Origin of the sequence: Hymenobacter sp. BRD67 (genome assembly GCF_013256425.1) — a bacterium.
In the GTDB taxonomy this organism is placed as follows: Bacteria; Bacteroidota; Bacteroidia; order Cytophagales; family Hymenobacteraceae; genus Hymenobacter.
Genome location: NZ_CP053904.1, coordinates 885,468 through 900,415 on the forward strand (window position 1 = coordinate 885,468; position 14,948 = coordinate 900,415).

Below are 14,948 nucleotides of genomic sequence, written 5' to 3' on the forward strand. Positions count from 1 at the left end.
GTTTACCTGGGCCGGCCGGCCGGTGAGCCAGGCCTGCCACGCGCAGAGCGCCCCGTAGAAAGTGGCCAGCGGGGGCAGCACGGGCCAACGGGGGCGGCTACGCCCAGCACGCCGGCCATCAGAGAGAAGGCTTCTTTGTAGCTCAAGTTTTCGTTGCCTAAAATATACGACTCGCCTACGCGCCCCTGCGTCAAGGCATTGACGGTGGCCCCGGCCACATCGCGCACATGCACGTAGTTTTTGCCACCTAGCGGGTAGCCCGGCAGCCGGCCCCGATGCAGCTCCAACAGCAGCGCGCCCGAGGTGGGCCTGGTATCGCCGGGGCCCAGCATAAAGGTGGGGTGCACCAGCACGGCGGGCAGCTGCTCGCGGGCCACAGCCTGCAATACTAAGTCGGTGGCGGCGCGCTTGCTGTCCATATAGTCGAGGCCGTAGCGGCGGCCGGCGTAGGGCTGGGTTTCGTCGCCGGGGCAGTTTTTGGGGCCAAAACCGAAAACGTTGGCCGTGCCCACGTACACTAAGCGCTCAACTCCGCCCTTGCGCGCCAGACGTAGGACCTGTTCCGTGCCATGAATGTTGGTATCCCGAACGGCCCGGCTGCGGGCCGGGTTGACCTGGGCCACGGCGGCCGCGTGAATGATGGCCCCGCAGCCGTTGATGGTATCGGCCAGGACCCCTTTGCGCACTGCTTGGGATAGGTCTAGCTCGCACACTTCGATGGGTAGAGAGTGCAAGGGCGGCAGGGCCGAAGCGCCCGCCGATAGCCCCGCGCCCGGCCTCACCACGGCCCGTACGGGGTAGCCGCGGCGTAGCAGTTCGGCTACAAGGTGACGACCCAAAAAACCGTTGGCCCCGGTTACGAGCACGCGAGGAAGCATTAGCGGTAGTTGAGCAAGGATTTGTAGGTGCGGGCAATGCGGAGCGGCGGCAGCTTAAGAAAATACATCGCAAAGGCCGTCAGGTTGGCCAGCTGCACGCGCAGCCAGCTGTTGGTTTCATACTTGCGGGCCGACACTACCACATCTAATGGCACAATGTAGAAGCTGGCCACTCGCCGGATGCGCTGGATAATCTCGAAGTCTTCCATGATGACAAACTGCTCATCGAAGCCCCCAAGCTGCTCAAACAGCGTCCGCGTCACAAACAGCGTTTGGTCGCCGCCCCGGCTCATAATGCCTTTAAAGCGAGTGCCATAGCTATTGATGCGCAGCAGCGGGTGTAGCGAGTCGAACCGGAAGCGGTAGCAGCCCGCCGCGTGGCCCTGGGCCACGGCGGCCGCGATGGTAGCCACGTAGCCGGGGTGAATGCCTACGTCGGCGTGCACGAAGTAAAAGACGTCGCCGCGGGCTTGCCGCGCCCCGTAGTTCAGCTGGGCCGCGCGGCCGGGCTTGGGGCGTCCAGCACGGTGGCCCCGGCCGCGCGGGCCGCTTCAGCGGTGCCATCGGGGCTGTGGGCATCTACCACCAGGATTTCGACGGTGCCCGGCGGGGCATAGCGGCGCAGGTCGGCCACCAGCCGGCCGATGTTGGCCGCTTCGTTATAGGTGGGAATAATTACGCTGAGCATATTGGCAAAACTTCTACGGAGCCGCAACTTCCGCATTAATTGGTGAAGACGAGGTTTAATCGGGTTAAAAAGCTTCTCCCACGGTAAGGTAAAAGCCGCTCGATTGCTGCCCCAGGCCGTAATCGAGCCGCACATTGAGATGGTCGCGGCGGTTGGCCGTGAAGCGCAAGCCGCCCCCGTAAGCCCCTTTCGGCTCGCGGAGGCGCAGCAGCGTCTGCTCATCGCCAAGAGTTCCTACGCCGCCAAATGCCACGGCCCCCAGGCGTTTATACACGTCGAAGCGCAGTTCCGTCTGCACCAGGGCAACGTTTTGGTCCCGGTAGCGGCCCTCATAGTAGCCGCGCAGCCGCCGTGAGCCGCCCAGCAGCGACAGGGCATTGAACGGGGCAGTACCCACGGTAAAGCTGCCGAAATAATTGACGGCCAGTATGGTGTGCTGTCCCAGCGCATGGTACTCCGACACATCGGCCGCGTAGCGGTCAAAGCGCGTCGTTTCGCTAGTCAAGCCTGTGCCTACTGCCCGGTTGCGGAGAAAGGCGCTGAAGTCGGCAACTACCCCTTTTTTGGGGAAGAAAACGTTATCGCGCGAGTCGTAAAACAGGCCTAGCCCGCCGCCCGTGAGGCGGCTGCCCAGCCCGCCGGGTACCGTGCCGCTGGCTAGTAGTCCACCCACTGCGACACTGCTCACGCGGTAGTCCTCATACTGATAGCGCAGGCCCGCGTAGAGCTTGCCCGCGCCCAGGCCGGCCCCAATACGCCGAAAGACATTGACCCGCACGCGGGGGAAATTTACCCCGTACAGCTCGCGTGGCACTTCCTGTTGGCCCACGCCGTAGAAGTAGTAGTTGTAGCGGTAATAGCCGACCTCGCCGTAGGCATAGTAGCGGTTATGGTCGTAAAAAATCTGGAAGGGCAGATATAGCAGCAGTTGCCGGTTTTGGGTATAAGCCAGGGCCAGCGTGAGCTGCGAGGGCCGGGCAGCGGCAAAGTTATCGTCGCGCCGAAAATGAACGGTAGCCGTGGCAGCCGCGCCATACGCCAGCCGGGTTTCGGGTGTGTAGTAAACCAGCGGCACCGGAATCAGCGCCAGGCGTTTGGGGTGTACCGTATCGGCGGGAGCCAGCCCGGACAGGGCCAGCAGTACGGTAGTAAGGAGCACGGTACAGAATATAATTTGCAGTGTATACGAAACTAGGGCGGGCGGGAGATTGCCGACAAGCAATCTTTACAGCATCCCTTTCCCGTATGTAGGCTCCGATGAATAAGCTCATGAAAACCTCGACCCTGGCCACCCTGGTGCTGGCAGCTGGTACGCTTACTGCAGTGGCCGTAGCCGTGCCCGGTCTCAACCCCGTGCCGACACCCACTTATACTGTCGCCGCTACCAGTGCGCTGGTCGACCATAGTGCCTACGACAAGCTGCTCAAAAAGCACGTTACTGCCCAGGGGCTTGTTGATTACCAGGGCTTTAAAGCCGATGAGGCGGTATTTAATCAGTACCTGGCCATGCTGAGCAAAAACCCGCCGGCTGCCAACTGGAGCAAAGCCGACCAGATGGCGTACTGGATTAATGCGTATAACGCCTACACCATTCGCCTCATCCTCGACCACTACCCGGTGCAGAGTATCAAGGACATTGGCTCAAAAATCAAGATTCCGTTTGTGACCACGCCCTGGGCGGCCAAATTCTTCAGCATCGGGGGCCAGCAGATGAGCCTTGATAACATCGAGCACGGCATTTTGCGCAAGAAGTTCGACGACCCGCGCATCCACTTTACGCTGGTGTGCGCGTCGCTTTCCTGCCCGCGCCTGCGCAACGAGGCCTACACCGCCGCCCAGCTCGAAAAGCAGCTCGACGACCAGGGGCGCGACTTCCTGAACAACCCGGCCAAAAATAAAATCGGCAAATCGGAAGCCCAGCTATCCAAGTATTTTGACTGGTACAAAGGCGACTGGCAAAAGAATGGCCAGTCTGTGGTGAAGTGGGTCAACCGCTACTCCACCACCAAGATTGACGATAATACCAAGATTACTTACCTCGACTATAATTGGAACCTGAACAAGCAGTAAGCCGGCCTTAGCTTCGCCTACCAGAATACTTTTTTATCCCCTTCATGAGTTATCTCGAAACTACCGCCGACGTGTACCGCCAGGCGGCCCAGGAGCCCCAGGTGGGCCTCTGCTGCACCACCAACCCCGTGTGGCAGCTGCCCGGCCTGAGCATTCCGCAGCGTATGCTGAGTATGAATTACGGGTGCGGCAGCACCGTCAATCCCCGCGACCTTACCAACTCGCCCACTGTGCTTTACGTGGGCGTAGGCGGCGGCATGGAGTTGCTGCAGTTTGCCTACTTTAGCCGCCGGCCCGGCGCCGTGATTGGCGTAGATGTGGTGAGCGAGATGCTCGACGCCTCGCGCGACAACATGAAAACGGCAGAAGAGCAGAACGACTGGTTTCGGAGCGAGTTTGTGGACCTGCGCGCCGGCGATGCCCTGCACCTGCCCGTGGCCGACGAAAGCGTGGACGTAGCAGCCCAGAACTGCCTGTTCAACATCTTTAAGCTCGACGACCTCAAGCGCGCCCTGCAGGAAACCTACCGCGTGCTAAAGCCCCACGGCCGCCTAGTGATGTCGGACCCTACCTGCGAGCAGCCCATGAGCGACGAGCTGCGCGCCGACGAGCGCCTGCGCGCCCTCTGCCTCACCGGCTCGCTGCCCTTGCAGCAGTACCTCGACATGATTGCCGAAGTCGGCTTCGGCACCATCGAGGTGCGGGCCAAGCGCGCTTACCGCGTGCTCTCGCCCCAGCACTACGCCACCGACGAGGTAATCTTTATCGAAAGCGTGGAAGTGTGCGCCATTAAAGACCCCATGCCGGCCGATGGCCCCTGCATTTTTACTGGTCGCACCGCAATCTATTATGGTGGTGATGAGTACTTCGACGACCACAAGGGCCACGTATTGATGCAGAACCAGCCCCTGGCCGTGTGTGATAAAACCGCCGGCAACCTGGCTGGGCTGAGCCGCGAAGACATCTTCATCTCGCCCTCGACCTACCACTACGATGGCGGTGGCTGCTGCTGATTTTTTATGCCAGAAGGGCTTTGTCGTTGCTTCAATGTGCTCTCAATGACAAAGCCCGGCTTTTTGAGCGCCGTAATCAGCGCTCTGCCTCTTGCTGTATGGGCGCAAGCCGCCAAGCCCGTAGCGGCCGAGGTGCGGCGCTACGGCATTGAGGTGGCGGGCCTGCGGGTGGGCACCATGACGGCCACGCGCCAGGCCCCGGTTGGGGCCGACGTGACGTACTCGCTGGTGAGCGATGTGCGGGTGAGCTTCCTGTTCTACCACCTCAAGATTTACTACCAGGTAGTCAACCACTTTCGCAATGGTCAGCTGCTGCTCTCGACTGTGGAGGCGCATACCAACCAAGGCGACTTTGCCTCGCGGGCCGAGTGGAAAGGCGACCACTACGATATCCTAGCCGACCAGTATAAGCACCACTACAAGGCTACCGAAACGCAGCCCATTCGCTACGCCGTCACCAACATGTTTTTTGGCGAGCCGTCGGCCGGGCAGACACGGGCCTTTGCCGAATATTTTGGAGACTATTTTACTATAAGCCGTTCAAAGCCAGGTGATTGGCGGGCTGTACGCGATGGCCGCGAGGACGAGTATCAGTACACCAACGGGCAGCTGGTTACCATTATTAAAAAGAATCCGCTCAAAAATTTTATTATCCGCCTATTGCCATAGTATCTACTGAGGCCGCTTAGGAAGTCACCGAAAGCTCTTGCAGAACGCCCGGCTCCGCAGGCATCCGCATTGTCGAAGCCTCTCTTCCACGGGTTATTTTTTTAGGAAATTATTATATAGTAAAAATATAATATTAATTGTTATTTTCCCAAGCCATGTATGCCACTGTAAAGAATACTGGCCACGCTGACCAGCAGGCATCAGTAAGCCCAGCTTGGTGGCCAGCAGCACGGTGAGGCCCGCAGCTAGCTCCACGGCCAGTATAAAGGCTGCGGAATGAGTTATGTCAGCAGGCCTTTATCTGAAAAAGCCTTTATCAGCTCGTTTGCGAAGAAATACGAGCCGATGAAGCCCGCAAACGTAGCTGCTGCGGACAGCCGTAAAGCCTACAAAGCTCCTTTCGGCGCTGGTTTGCCTTGCCTGACGAAAAGTGAGTAGGCATTGGGGCCAATGGCACGCTTGGCGCGGCGCAGGCTCGGTAAAGCTAACGCAGGCTTAAAGGTCAGGTACACGTAGCGTGGACTTAGCGAGTCAGTGCCACCCTCAAGCGGCAAATCGACCAGAAAATAGCGTTAATACACCTTTCGGCCGCGCCGCAGCCAGATGCCCCAGGTAGGCGAGTAGGCGTGTACACGGTCGGTGGGCTGGCCGCTGGCGGTGAAAACCGGGTTGCCCTCATTTACCCATTCAAAAATGCCGCCGTAGAGGTTGTGCACGCTGGTATAGCCGGCTTGCAGTAGCCGGGTACCGATTTTTTCGCTGCGCGCTCCCACCGAGCAGTAGACCACGATGGAGGTATTTTTGGGTAAATCCCGCACCTCAGCTAAGGTGAAGCTATCGTAGCCCACCCACCGAGCCCCGCGCAAGTGACTGACGCTGAACTCTTGTGGGGTACGGGTATCGAGCAGCACTGAGGCAGGCTGCTGCCGAAGCTGCGCTACGCTTACAAACGGTACCGACTCTTTGAGCAAGCCATGAAGCATGGTCGAGTAGAGGCCGTTGGTGGTAAGCGGGGCATCGGCAGGACGGCTTTGGCAGGCGGCCAACAGGCCCGTCAGCAACAGCGTGCGGCCGAGCCGCAACCCAAAAGCGGAGGTTGTCATGGCCGCAGATACGCAGGTGCGGGCCCGGCCGGATGCCTGCCCCACCGTTGCCGCCAGGCGTAGCCCGTGAGGGTGCCAAAACCCGCTACCAGCAGCACATGAAACGGCAGTAATCCATAGTTGCCGTAGTGCAGTCCGGCTGCCAGTCCGGCCCCAAAGTACAGCGTTAGCAGCCCCTCAGCCAGGGGCCGGGGACTTTGCTCGGAAAGGACAGGGAGGAGGCCCGCCGTGCCTGTTTTGGGAGTGCGCACGAAGGGCGAGGCCCGCCGTAGCCAGCCCTGCACCACCGCGCGGGCATTGTGCAGCGCCAGGCCCATCGACAGCGCTATAAACAGCACGAAGGTGGGCCCAAACCAGTGCCCCGCCGGGTGTGGGCTGCGTCGCCAGGCAGCGTAATAATAGTAAGTAAGCGGCAGCAGCGTAAGCACAAAGCCCGAGGCCAGTCGAAACGCCGGCTCAAAGACGGGGTGCCGCGCACGCACCAACACCAGCGGCACGCTCAGCAGCGCCATGAGCAGAATGACGGCAAACACCGAGCTGTTGAGCAGGTGAAAGCTAGCGTGCAGCCTGGTAGCCAGCGAGAGGCTGGAGGCCCGCCACACCCGGCCTAGGTGCTTGCGGGCAGTTTCGGCGGCACCTTTGTTCCAGCGGTGCTGCTGCGAGCGCAGGCCGGCGAGGCCGGCGGGCAGCTCGGCAGGGGCTACCACCTGCGGTAGGTAACAAAAGCGCCAGCCGCGCAGCTGGGCGCGGTAGCTCAGGTCGAGGTCTTCGGTGAGGGTATCGGCGTGCCAGCCGCCGGCGTCTTCGATGCAGGCGCGCCGCCATACGCCGGCCGTTCCATTAAAATTAATGAAATGCCCGCCCGCCTGCCGTCCTACCTGCTCTATCAGAAAGTGCGCGTTCAGCCCAAAAGCTTGCAGGCGCGTGAGCAGGGAGCTGGCTTCGTTCAGATGTCCCCAGCGGGTTTGTACCATGCCGATTTCGGGGCTGGTGAAATACGGCACCACGCGCCGCAGAAAATCGGGCTCGGGAATAAAGTCAGCGTCAAAAATGGCGATAAGCTCGCCGTCGGTTTCGAGCAGGCCGTGGGCGAGCGCCCCGGCCTTGTAGCCCTGGCGGCCAGGCCGGCGCACGTGGCTGATACGCACCCCCTGGGCCTGGTAGTGCGCCACGCGGGCGGCGGCCAGCCCCACACTTTCGTCGGTCGAGTCGTCGAGCACCTGAATATGCAGGCGGCCAGCAGGGTAGCTGAGGGCCGCCGCCGCGTCTATAATCCGCTCCACCACGTTCAGCTCATTGTACACCGGCAGCTGCACCGTCACCCGCGGCCACGCGAGCGGCGCGGGCGGCTGGGCGGGAGTAGTGGCACCACGCGCCAGCCGCGTGAGTTGCCACTGCGTGAGACTAAAGCCCAGCATAAATACCAGGCACAGCCCGTAGAGGACCAGTAGCCCGGTTTCAACAAAAAGCATTTGAGGTTAAAAAGTGGACAGAGGAATGCCCCACGCGCCAATAGGCCTGCTCGCTACAAAATTCGCAAGGAATCGGCATGAATGAAGGCCGAACCCGTGAGCCGTCCTTCGCGCGGGCCGTTTTCGAGGTTGAGCACGCCGCGCGGGCAGGCGGTAGCGCAGAGGCCGCAGCCGACGCAGGCGGCCCGTATGATGGGTTCGCCGCGCTGGGCGTACTGCTTTACATCGATGCCCATCTCGCAGGCATTCGAGCAGTTGCCGCACGAAATGCACTGCCCGCCGTTGGTACTGATGCGGAAGCGCGAGAAATGCTTTTGCAGCAAACCTAGGTAGGCGGCCATCGGGCAGCCGAAGCGGCACCATACCCGCGAGCCCAGCAAGGGGTAGAACCCGACCCCGATAATACCCGAAAACACGCTGCCAATCGCGAAGCCATAGAACTGCCCCAGCGGCCCCGTAACTACACCCAGCGCCGGTACTGCCCCCGATGCGCCCAGCCAAAGCAGCGCCGTGAGCAGCGTTATCAGCCCCAGAATAGGGTAGATGAGTCGCACTTCCCAGTGCCAGGCCTGGCGGCTTTTGTCGGAAAGGTGGCGGTAAGCATCGCCGGCAGTTTCGGCCAGGCCGCCGCAGCCGCATACCCAGGCGCAGTACCAGCGCTTGCCAAAGAAATAAGTGAGCACCGGCGTAGCCAAAAACGACATGGCTACTCCCCAGAAAACCATGAACACGCCCAGCCCGCCGCCGTGCAACAGCTGCCCGACGGTGCCCGGAAAAAGATAGTCGTACTTCAGGGGCCAGAAATAGGAGAAGTAATACTCGGGCTGCTGCAAGGCCAGCAGCAGCCCCGGCAGCAGGAAGGCAAAGCCCAGCTGGAAGAACATCACCGACACGGTGCGCGCCAGGTGGTAGCGCGAAAACCGGTATTTCCATAGGGCCCGGCCACCCAGCACCAGCACCGCCAGCGTGTAAAACGTGCCGTAGAGCAGCCACTGGTCGGCCGGCCGGTGCCGCAGCCATTGACTGAATGGGTCGAGCGCCCGGATAAGGTTTTCGAGCAGGCCCGGAAACCAGTACAGCACCACATAGAAGCCCGTGAGCGCCACCCCCGTAGCCCAGGCCACGGCCCCCCGGCTGGTGCTGGACCGCCGCCAGAGGTCGTGCGGGTGCCAGCCGGCGGCCGTGCGTCCAAAGGCCAGCCACGCCCAGCCCAGCGCGCCGCCGCTCAGCAGCGCCAGCGCCAGATACAGGCTGAGCCGGGCGCTGGCCACGTCGGCATCAGCGGCGGCAACCAGCAGCGCCAGCAGGCCCAGGGCCACCGCCGCTAACGGTAGCTTTTCACCGGCGGGCATGGTAGCGGCGGGCGGTTGGATTACTGAAAAGGCAGACATAAATCGGTTATAAAAAATGGGTAGCCCGCACTCGCACAGGCCGGTCTACTGCGCGCCAAATAATCCCTTGCGGCGCGGGCTGGCCAGGATAATAGCCGGAAACTGCCGGCTAAACTCGCGCCGGATGGCCGGCTCATGCTGGCGCGAAAACTCAGCGTCGAAGTTGGCTGCCGCGAGCTGGGCCAGCACGGTGCCGACAGGTGCTTTTTCGCGCAGCCAGCGCTCCCACGTATCCTGCCGCTGCCGCAGGCCCAGGACGTTCATGCCCGTCACGACGTTATCGGACTGGCGGAAATTAATGCGCAGCAGCTTGCCCGACGGATGCTGCCAGCAAAAGCTGGCAATATCGGCCTCGGGCTGGGCGGGCACGCGGCCGTAGGTCTGGTATTCGAGCTGAAAGAACTTGGCCGAGTTAAACCAGTGGCCGCGCCGGTAGGGGGTAGGCTGCCCGCAGAGCGTGTGGGCCACGGTTTCACCCTGCATCCGGCCGGTGTACCAGAGCTGCTCCACGGCTGCCTCGCCGGGGGCCGGCTGGCGATGCTGGGCACAGTCGCCGGCCGCGTACACGCCGGGCGCGCTGGTGGCCAGCACCTCATTCACCAGAATGCCCCGGTCGGTTTCGAGGCCGGCGGCGCGGGCCAGCGCCAGGTTGGGCTGCACGCCTATGGCCAGGCCTACCCACTCGGCGGGCAGCTCCTGGCCAGTGCTGGTGACCACGGCCCGCACGCGGCCCTGAGCATCGCCAAGCACCTCACTCAGCTCGGTAGCTAGACGAAAATCAATGCCGTTGCGCAGAATGTGGGCCGCCAGCAATGCCGATTCTTCGGGCGGCAGCACCGACTGCCAGTAGCGCTGCTCGCGCACCAGCCACGTTACCCGAATGCCGCGTGAGTGCAGCATTTCGGCCAATTCTACGCCAATCAGGCCCCCGCCAACCACCACGGCGTGGCGGATGCCGTGGGTGGCGCGGCTCATGCTTTCCAGGTCGGGCAAACCGTAGAAGCCCTGTACGCCGTGCAGCTGCTGGCCGGGCCACCCAGCGGTGCGCACTACTGAGCCCGTGGCCAGCAGCAAGCAGTCGTAGGCCAGCAGCTGGCCGGTGGCCAGCTGCACGCTGCGGGCGGCCGTATCTACGCTGGTGGCTTCGGCGTGCACCAGCTCCAGGCGGTTTTCGGGCCAGAACCAGTCTTCGTAGGGCTTAACGTCTGGATAGCGTAAGTGGCCTAGGTAGAGGTACATCAGGGCCGGGCGCGAGTAGTGGTGGGCACTCTCAGCCCCCAAGAGCGTGATGCGGGCCTCGGGCGAGAGGCGCCGCGCCGTGATGGCGGCCGTGACGCCCGTAATGCCGTTGCCAATGATAACGAGGTGCATAAGTCGCAAATGAACGCCAAAACACGGTAAGAGTCCGCCTGGTGGGTTCAGCACGTACGTAGCTACCCCGGCCAAGCGATTGCGGAGCTCCAGTTGTTCTTTTACATCCTCTACCTGCTTTGCCCTCTGCTTTGACCTCTCTTCCACGCATCGGCGTGCTCATTCCGGCCCATAATGAGGAACGCTCCATCGGGCTGGTGCTGGGCGAAATCCCGGCTGGCCTTGTGCACGAAGTCGTGGTAGTCGATAACGCCTCGACCGATAATACGGCCGGTGCCGCCCGCGCCGCCGGGGCCACGGTGGTTGCCGCTCCCCGCCCCGGCTACGGCCAGGCCTGCCTGGCCGGGCTGGCTTATTATGCCGCCCAGCCGGCAGGGCGCATCCCCGAGATAATTGTGTTTCTCGACGGCGACCACTCCGATTTTCCGGCCGAAATACCGGACCTGCTGGCCCCGATTTTAAGCGGTGCGGCGGCGCTGGTGATTGGCTCGCGGGCGCTGGGTCAGTGCGAGCCCGGGGCATTGCTGCCGCAGCAGCGCTTCGGCAACTGGCTGGCATCGCGCTTGTTGCGCCTGCGCTACGGCGGCACCCACACCGACCTGGGTCCCTTTCGGGCCATTCGGGCCGATGCGCTGGCCCGCCTCGGCATGGCCGACACCAACTATGGCTGGACGGTGGAGATGCAGGTAAAAGCCGCCCGCCTGGGCCTGCCCGTAGTCGAAGTGCCCGTGCGCTATCGCCGCCGCATTGGCGTAAGCAAGGTGTCGGGCACAGTGCGGGGCACGCTGGGCGCCGGCTACAAAATCCTGTGGACCATCTTTAAATACTGGTGATTTGGGGCTGCAGCTGGTTAGGAAGTCCAACAGGTGATTATCCCGTAGAAATTTTATTGGAGACTTCCTGAACCGCTTCTTAACTGGAATACGCTGCTAGCCAAAAACTATTGGTCACTAGGATTCCTGTAGTTATTCACTCAGCGAAGAGATAGCAAAAGTCAACGAAGGAATTTCAATTACCAGACTCAGCTTCAGTGGGATTACGTAGGGATGTTCCCGTTGCTAAGGCAGTTAAAATATATTTTTTTCACTATGTTAATTAGCCGTCTATTGATTACGGCAGTGCTCTTCTGGTGCCTACTTCCACTTCTCCCACTACCTGGCGGTGTGCCAGCCAGCTAGCGGCGCTTTTGCTAACGGGGGCAGCCTACTGGGGGCTGGCTTACGCTACGCCTCGCCCGCATTTTGGGCAGTTGCTGGGGCTGTTTGCGGTGGCGGGCGCGGCCTACGCCTGGCTGCTGCACACCCGGCTTCCGCTCCGCTGGGGCTGGGGGCTGCGTTGCTGTTTCGGCTGCTGTGGCTGCCGGCAACCCCCGCGCTGAGCGACGATTTTTACCGTTTTCGCTGGGATGGGCTGCTCGTAAGCCACGCCCACAGCCCGTTTGCCGAAACGCCCCGGCAGCTCCTGAGCTCCCCGCCTGCTGAGGTGGCAGCCCTGCCGCTGCCTGAGCTGCGCCGCTTGCTGCCACAGCTCAATTCGCCGGCATATTATTCGGTGTATCCGCCCGTGTGCCAGGCGCTGTACGGCGCGGCGGCGAAGGCTTTTCCCACTTCCCAAACCGGTTTTCTGGTGGTAGTACGCCTGGCCCTGCTAGTGGCCGATGCGGGCACCGCGGCGCTGCTGCTGTGGCTGCTCCCCCTGGCTGGCTGGCCCGCCCGCCGCGCCCTGGTTTACCTGCTGCATCCGCTGGTAGTGGTAGAAATAGCGGGCAACGTGCACATGGAGGGCGTAGTTGTGTGCTTTTTACTCCTGGCGGGAGCGCTGCTGGCCCGCCGCCGACTGCGCCTGGCCGCCGGGGCGTTCGCGCTGGCCGTGGCTACCAAGCTGCTGCCGCTGCTGGCGCTGCCTTTGCTGGCTCGCTGCCTCTGCCCGCGCCGGTTGGGGCAGTTCGTGGGCGTGCTTGCGGGTAGCCTGCTAGTGCTTTTTCTGCCCTTGTTTTCGGGGCGTCTGTTTCTGCACATTGGCTTAAGCCTCGACCTGTATTTTCAGCGTTTTGAATTTAATGCCAGCGTATTCTACGTGCTGCTGGCCGTGGGTAAATGGCTTACGGGCCACGACTTAGTGGGTGGGCTGGGGCCGCTGCTGGGACTGGGGACGGCCTGCCTGGCCTTTTGGCTGGCGCAGCAACCGGGGCGGCCCGCCCTGGCGGCGCTGCCGCACTGGCTGCTGCTCACGCTAAGCGGTTACTTTGCACTGGCTACTACGGTGCATCCGTGGTACCTGGTGCCGCTGGTGGCGCTGAGTTGCTTTTCGCCGCTCCGCTACGCGCGGGTATGGGCGGGCCTGGTCGTGCTTTCCTACTCAGCTTACCGCACCCCCGCCTACACCGAAAGCGGCCTGCTGCTGACCCTCGAATACGGCCTGGTGCTGGCTTGGGCGCTTGGTGAGTACTATCTGGGTTACGCGCAGCGAGGGCGTGCTTCAGCAGGTTTGGTGCATGGCGTTTAGCTGGAAATCAAAGCTTTGCCAAGCGGTGCTTCGGCCAGTCGCGACTTCGGTCATTCTCTACCGCTTACCCGCCGAGATAGGGCATTGCCCAGGCTTAGGTTGAGGCCTTGGCCGCCCCGCGCCAGGTAGCCAGGTCCTGGGCCGAATCTACGTCGTGCAGGGTAGGGAGCTGAGCTACGCGCAGGCCCAGGCGGGCGGCATCGGCCAGGGTGTCGGGCAGCACGGTAGCAGTGCTCCAGTCTTTATTGGTAAACAGCTCAGGCTGTAGCGCATTCATACCCAGTAGGTAATACCCGCCGTCGTCGGCTGGCCCTACCACTACCTCGGCGTGCAGCAGCTGGTCGAAAGCCTGCCGCAGCAGCCCGGCGCTCAGGCCGGGGCAATCGGTGCCGATGATAACCACCCGGCCCGCGCCCGCCGCAAAGGCCTCGCCAAATGCCTGGGCCATACGCTCCCGAGCGAGTCGGCGGCCGGCTGCACGCGCCAGGGTAGGCCGGCCCACTCGGGCCGGGGCCGGGCCGGGTCGGCCCCGGCGGGGGCTTCTGCCAGCCAGACCGTGGCGGGCACTTGCGCCGCCGCGACGGCCGCCGCTGTCAGGGCTAGCAGCTCGCGGTACACGGCCAGCGCTGCCTCGGCCCCAATGCCCGCCGCCAGGCGGGTTTTGACACGCCCCAGCACGGGCTCGCGGGCAAAAATCAATAGGTGAGGAGCGGAAAGGGTAAGAGGGGTCATGCCGGTATTATTTGCTTGGAAATAGGGCAAGCTACGGCTAGCCTCCGCCATCCTGCCAAGCCACAGCATACGCGGTAGCTCTGTACAAGTGGTGCTTAGCTATACTTCGCTGCTTAAAAAGTGTCAGCAGCAAGGTGTTCAATTCAAACTATTGGAAATTTACTATATTTTATGTGAAAGGCAGGCCAAGGGCAAGCAGGCGTTTGCAACTGGTAGCTATGCTACTCAAAAACAGCTCAGTTACAGCTCACGGACCCAGATGTTCCGGAAGCTATCGGGCTCGCTTTTATCGCCGTGGGCCTGGAGCTTGATAGGCGCGGGGCCACCTTTTTGCCCTTCGTAGCTGGCGGCCCCGATGTAGCGGGTGGGGCCCGCCAGCTCTACATTGTTTTGCACCAGCACGCCGTTGAAGAAAACGGTGACGCGGGCCGGGCTCTGCACGGTGCCGTCGGCCCTGAAGGTGGGAGCTGTCCACACCACATCGTACGACTGCCACTCGCCGGGCTTGCGGGCGGGGTTAGCCAGTGGTACGCGCTGCTTATAGATGCTGCCCGCCATGCCGTTGACGTAAGTTTTATTGTTGTAAGAATCTACGATTTGCAGCTCATAGCCCAGGTCGCCCTTACCCAGCGACGCCAGAAACACGCCGCTGTTGCCGCGCGCTTGCCCCGTACCGCTGATGTTAGCCGGAATGCGCCACTCCAGGTGCAGCTGGAAGTTGGTGAAAGCTTTTTTGGTTTCGATGTTGCCGGTTGCTTTGTCCACGGTGCAAATGCCATCGGCTACTTTCCACCTGGCGGGCAGGTTGCGGTCGTCGGCCATCACCCACTGATTGAGGTCTTTGCCACCAAAAAGCACGAGCGCATCAGAAGGCGGGGCGGCCTGGTTAAGGCTGCCTACCACGGCTTTAGGTACCGGTTCGTACACTTCGGTATCTTCTGGCTTGCCGGCTTGCTGCGCATACGTTCTGGATATAGCACCTAAGACCAAGGCAGTGGAAAGCAGGAGGGCCTTCATAGGGCAAGGGAGCAGAAGTAAGGAAAAGAAAGAGCTGGT

17 protein-coding genes are annotated in these 14,948 nt (G+C 61.9%); 6 read left to right on the plus strand and 11 right to left on the minus strand.

Going from position 1 to position 14,948, the window contains the following annotated elements:
• Positions 1–2 precede the first annotated feature (2 nt).
• From GKZ67_RS04005 to GKZ67_RS04015, 4 genes are all read right to left on the minus strand, one after another.
• A complete protein-coding gene (locus tag GKZ67_RS04005) occupies positions 3–878 on the minus strand; it encodes an NAD-dependent epimerase/dehydratase family protein (RefSeq protein ID WP_317172228.1) in 876 nt (291 codons plus the stop codon).
• Entirely contained in the window at positions 878–1,369 is a 492-nt protein-coding gene (locus GKZ67_RS04010) for a glycosyl transferase (RefSeq protein ID WP_317172292.1), read from the minus strand. Before GKZ67_RS04010 ends, GKZ67_RS04005 begins: the two co-directional genes overlap by 1 nt.
• The gene (locus GKZ67_RS24335; RefSeq protein WP_317172229.1) at positions 1,366–1,566 is read right to left on the minus strand and encodes a glycosyltransferase; all 201 of its coding nucleotides are present in this window, start codon (positions 1,564–1,566) and stop codon (positions 1,366–1,368) included. The genes GKZ67_RS04010 and GKZ67_RS24335 overlap by 4 nt, the downstream gene beginning before the upstream one ends.
• Positions 1,567–1,630: 64 nt before the next feature.
• Entirely contained in the window at positions 1,631–2,725 is a 1,095-nt protein-coding gene (locus GKZ67_RS04015; RefSeq protein WP_173241255.1) for a BamA/TamA family outer membrane protein, read from the minus strand.
• A gap of 110 nt (positions 2,726–2,835) precedes the next feature.
• On the opposite strand from GKZ67_RS04015, the gene GKZ67_RS04020 reads away from it, so the two are divergent.
• From GKZ67_RS04020 to GKZ67_RS04030, 3 genes are read left to right on the plus strand one after another with little or no spacing between them, the layout of a single operon-like run.
• Positions 2,836–3,636, plus strand: a complete 801-nt coding sequence (locus GKZ67_RS04020; RefSeq protein ID WP_173241256.1) for a DUF547 domain-containing protein — start codon at positions 2,836–2,838, stop codon at positions 3,634–3,636.
• A gap of 44 nt (positions 3,637–3,680) precedes the next feature.
• On the plus strand, positions 3,681–4,649 hold the full coding sequence (arsM, locus tag GKZ67_RS04025) for an arsenosugar biosynthesis arsenite methyltransferase ArsM (RefSeq protein ID WP_173241257.1): 969 nt from the start codon (positions 3,681–3,683) through the stop codon (positions 4,647–4,649).
• A gap of 45 nt (positions 4,650–4,694) precedes the next feature.
• Positions 4,695–5,318, plus strand: coding sequence for a DUF6134 family protein (locus GKZ67_RS04030; protein WP_173241258.1), 624 nt, complete (start codon positions 4,695–4,697; stop codon positions 5,316–5,318).
• A gap of 572 nt (positions 5,319–5,890) precedes the next feature.
• Here the strand turns inward: GKZ67_RS04030 and GKZ67_RS04035 are convergent.
• The 4 genes from GKZ67_RS04035 to GKZ67_RS04050 are packed head-to-tail and all read right to left on the minus strand — an operon-like array spanning position 5,891 to position 10,655.
• A complete protein-coding gene (locus GKZ67_RS04035; RefSeq protein WP_173241259.1) occupies positions 5,891–6,421 on the minus strand; it encodes a rhodanese-like domain-containing protein in 531 nt (176 codons plus the stop codon).
• Positions 6,418–7,893 (minus strand): cellulose synthase family protein, encoded by a 1,476-nt coding sequence (locus tag GKZ67_RS04040; protein WP_173241260.1) that lies wholly within the window; start codon positions 7,891–7,893, stop codon positions 6,418–6,420. The genes GKZ67_RS04035 and GKZ67_RS04040 overlap by 4 nt, the downstream gene beginning before the upstream one ends.
• Before the next feature lie 53 nt (positions 7,894–7,946).
• Positions 7,947–9,284 carry a 4Fe-4S binding protein gene (locus GKZ67_RS04045; protein WP_254245047.1) on the minus strand — a complete coding sequence of 446 codons (1,338 nt, stop codon included), beginning with the start codon at positions 9,282–9,284 and terminating at the stop codon, positions 7,947–7,949.
• A 45-nt stretch (positions 9,285–9,329) separates the two neighbouring features.
• On the minus strand, positions 9,330–10,655 hold the full coding sequence (locus tag GKZ67_RS04050) for an NAD(P)/FAD-dependent oxidoreductase (protein WP_173241261.1): 1,326 nt from the start codon (positions 10,653–10,655) through the stop codon (positions 9,330–9,332).
• Positions 10,656–10,786: 131 nt separating this feature from the next.
• On the opposite strand from GKZ67_RS04050, the gene GKZ67_RS04055 reads away from it, so the two are divergent.
• From GKZ67_RS04055 to GKZ67_RS04065, 3 genes are all read left to right on the plus strand, one after another.
• Positions 10,787–11,488 (plus strand): glycosyltransferase family 2 protein, encoded by a 702-nt coding sequence (locus GKZ67_RS04055; RefSeq protein ID WP_173241262.1) that lies wholly within the window; start codon positions 10,787–10,789, stop codon positions 11,486–11,488.
• Positions 11,489–11,784: 296 nt separating this feature from the next.
• Positions 11,785–12,033, plus strand: a complete 249-nt coding sequence (locus GKZ67_RS04060) for a hypothetical protein (protein ID WP_173241263.1) — start codon at positions 11,785–11,787, stop codon at positions 12,031–12,033.
• Positions 11,991–13,160, plus strand: a complete 1,170-nt coding sequence (locus tag GKZ67_RS04065; protein ID WP_173241264.1) for a hypothetical protein — start codon at positions 11,991–11,993, stop codon at positions 13,158–13,160. The genes GKZ67_RS04060 and GKZ67_RS04065 overlap by 43 nt, the downstream gene beginning before the upstream one ends.
• Positions 13,161–13,254: 94 nt before the next feature.
• Here GKZ67_RS04065 and GKZ67_RS04070 read toward each other — a convergent pair whose 3' ends face one another.
• From GKZ67_RS04070 to GKZ67_RS04080, 3 genes are all read right to left on the minus strand, one after another.
• Entirely contained in the window at positions 13,255–13,563 is a 309-nt protein-coding gene (locus GKZ67_RS04070) for a TIGR04282 family arsenosugar biosynthesis glycosyltransferase (RefSeq protein ID WP_254245048.1), read from the minus strand.
• Positions 13,530–13,859: a hypothetical protein gene (locus GKZ67_RS04075; RefSeq protein ID WP_173241266.1), complete on the minus strand. Its 330-nt coding sequence runs from the start codon at positions 13,857–13,859 to the stop codon at positions 13,530–13,532. Before GKZ67_RS04075 ends, GKZ67_RS04070 begins: the two co-directional genes overlap by 34 nt.
• Positions 13,860–14,132: 273 nt before the next feature.
• A complete protein-coding gene (locus GKZ67_RS04080) occupies positions 14,133–14,909 on the minus strand; it encodes a DUF1080 domain-containing protein (protein WP_173241267.1) in 777 nt (258 codons plus the stop codon).
• Between the last annotated feature and the right edge of the window lie 39 nt (positions 14,910–14,948).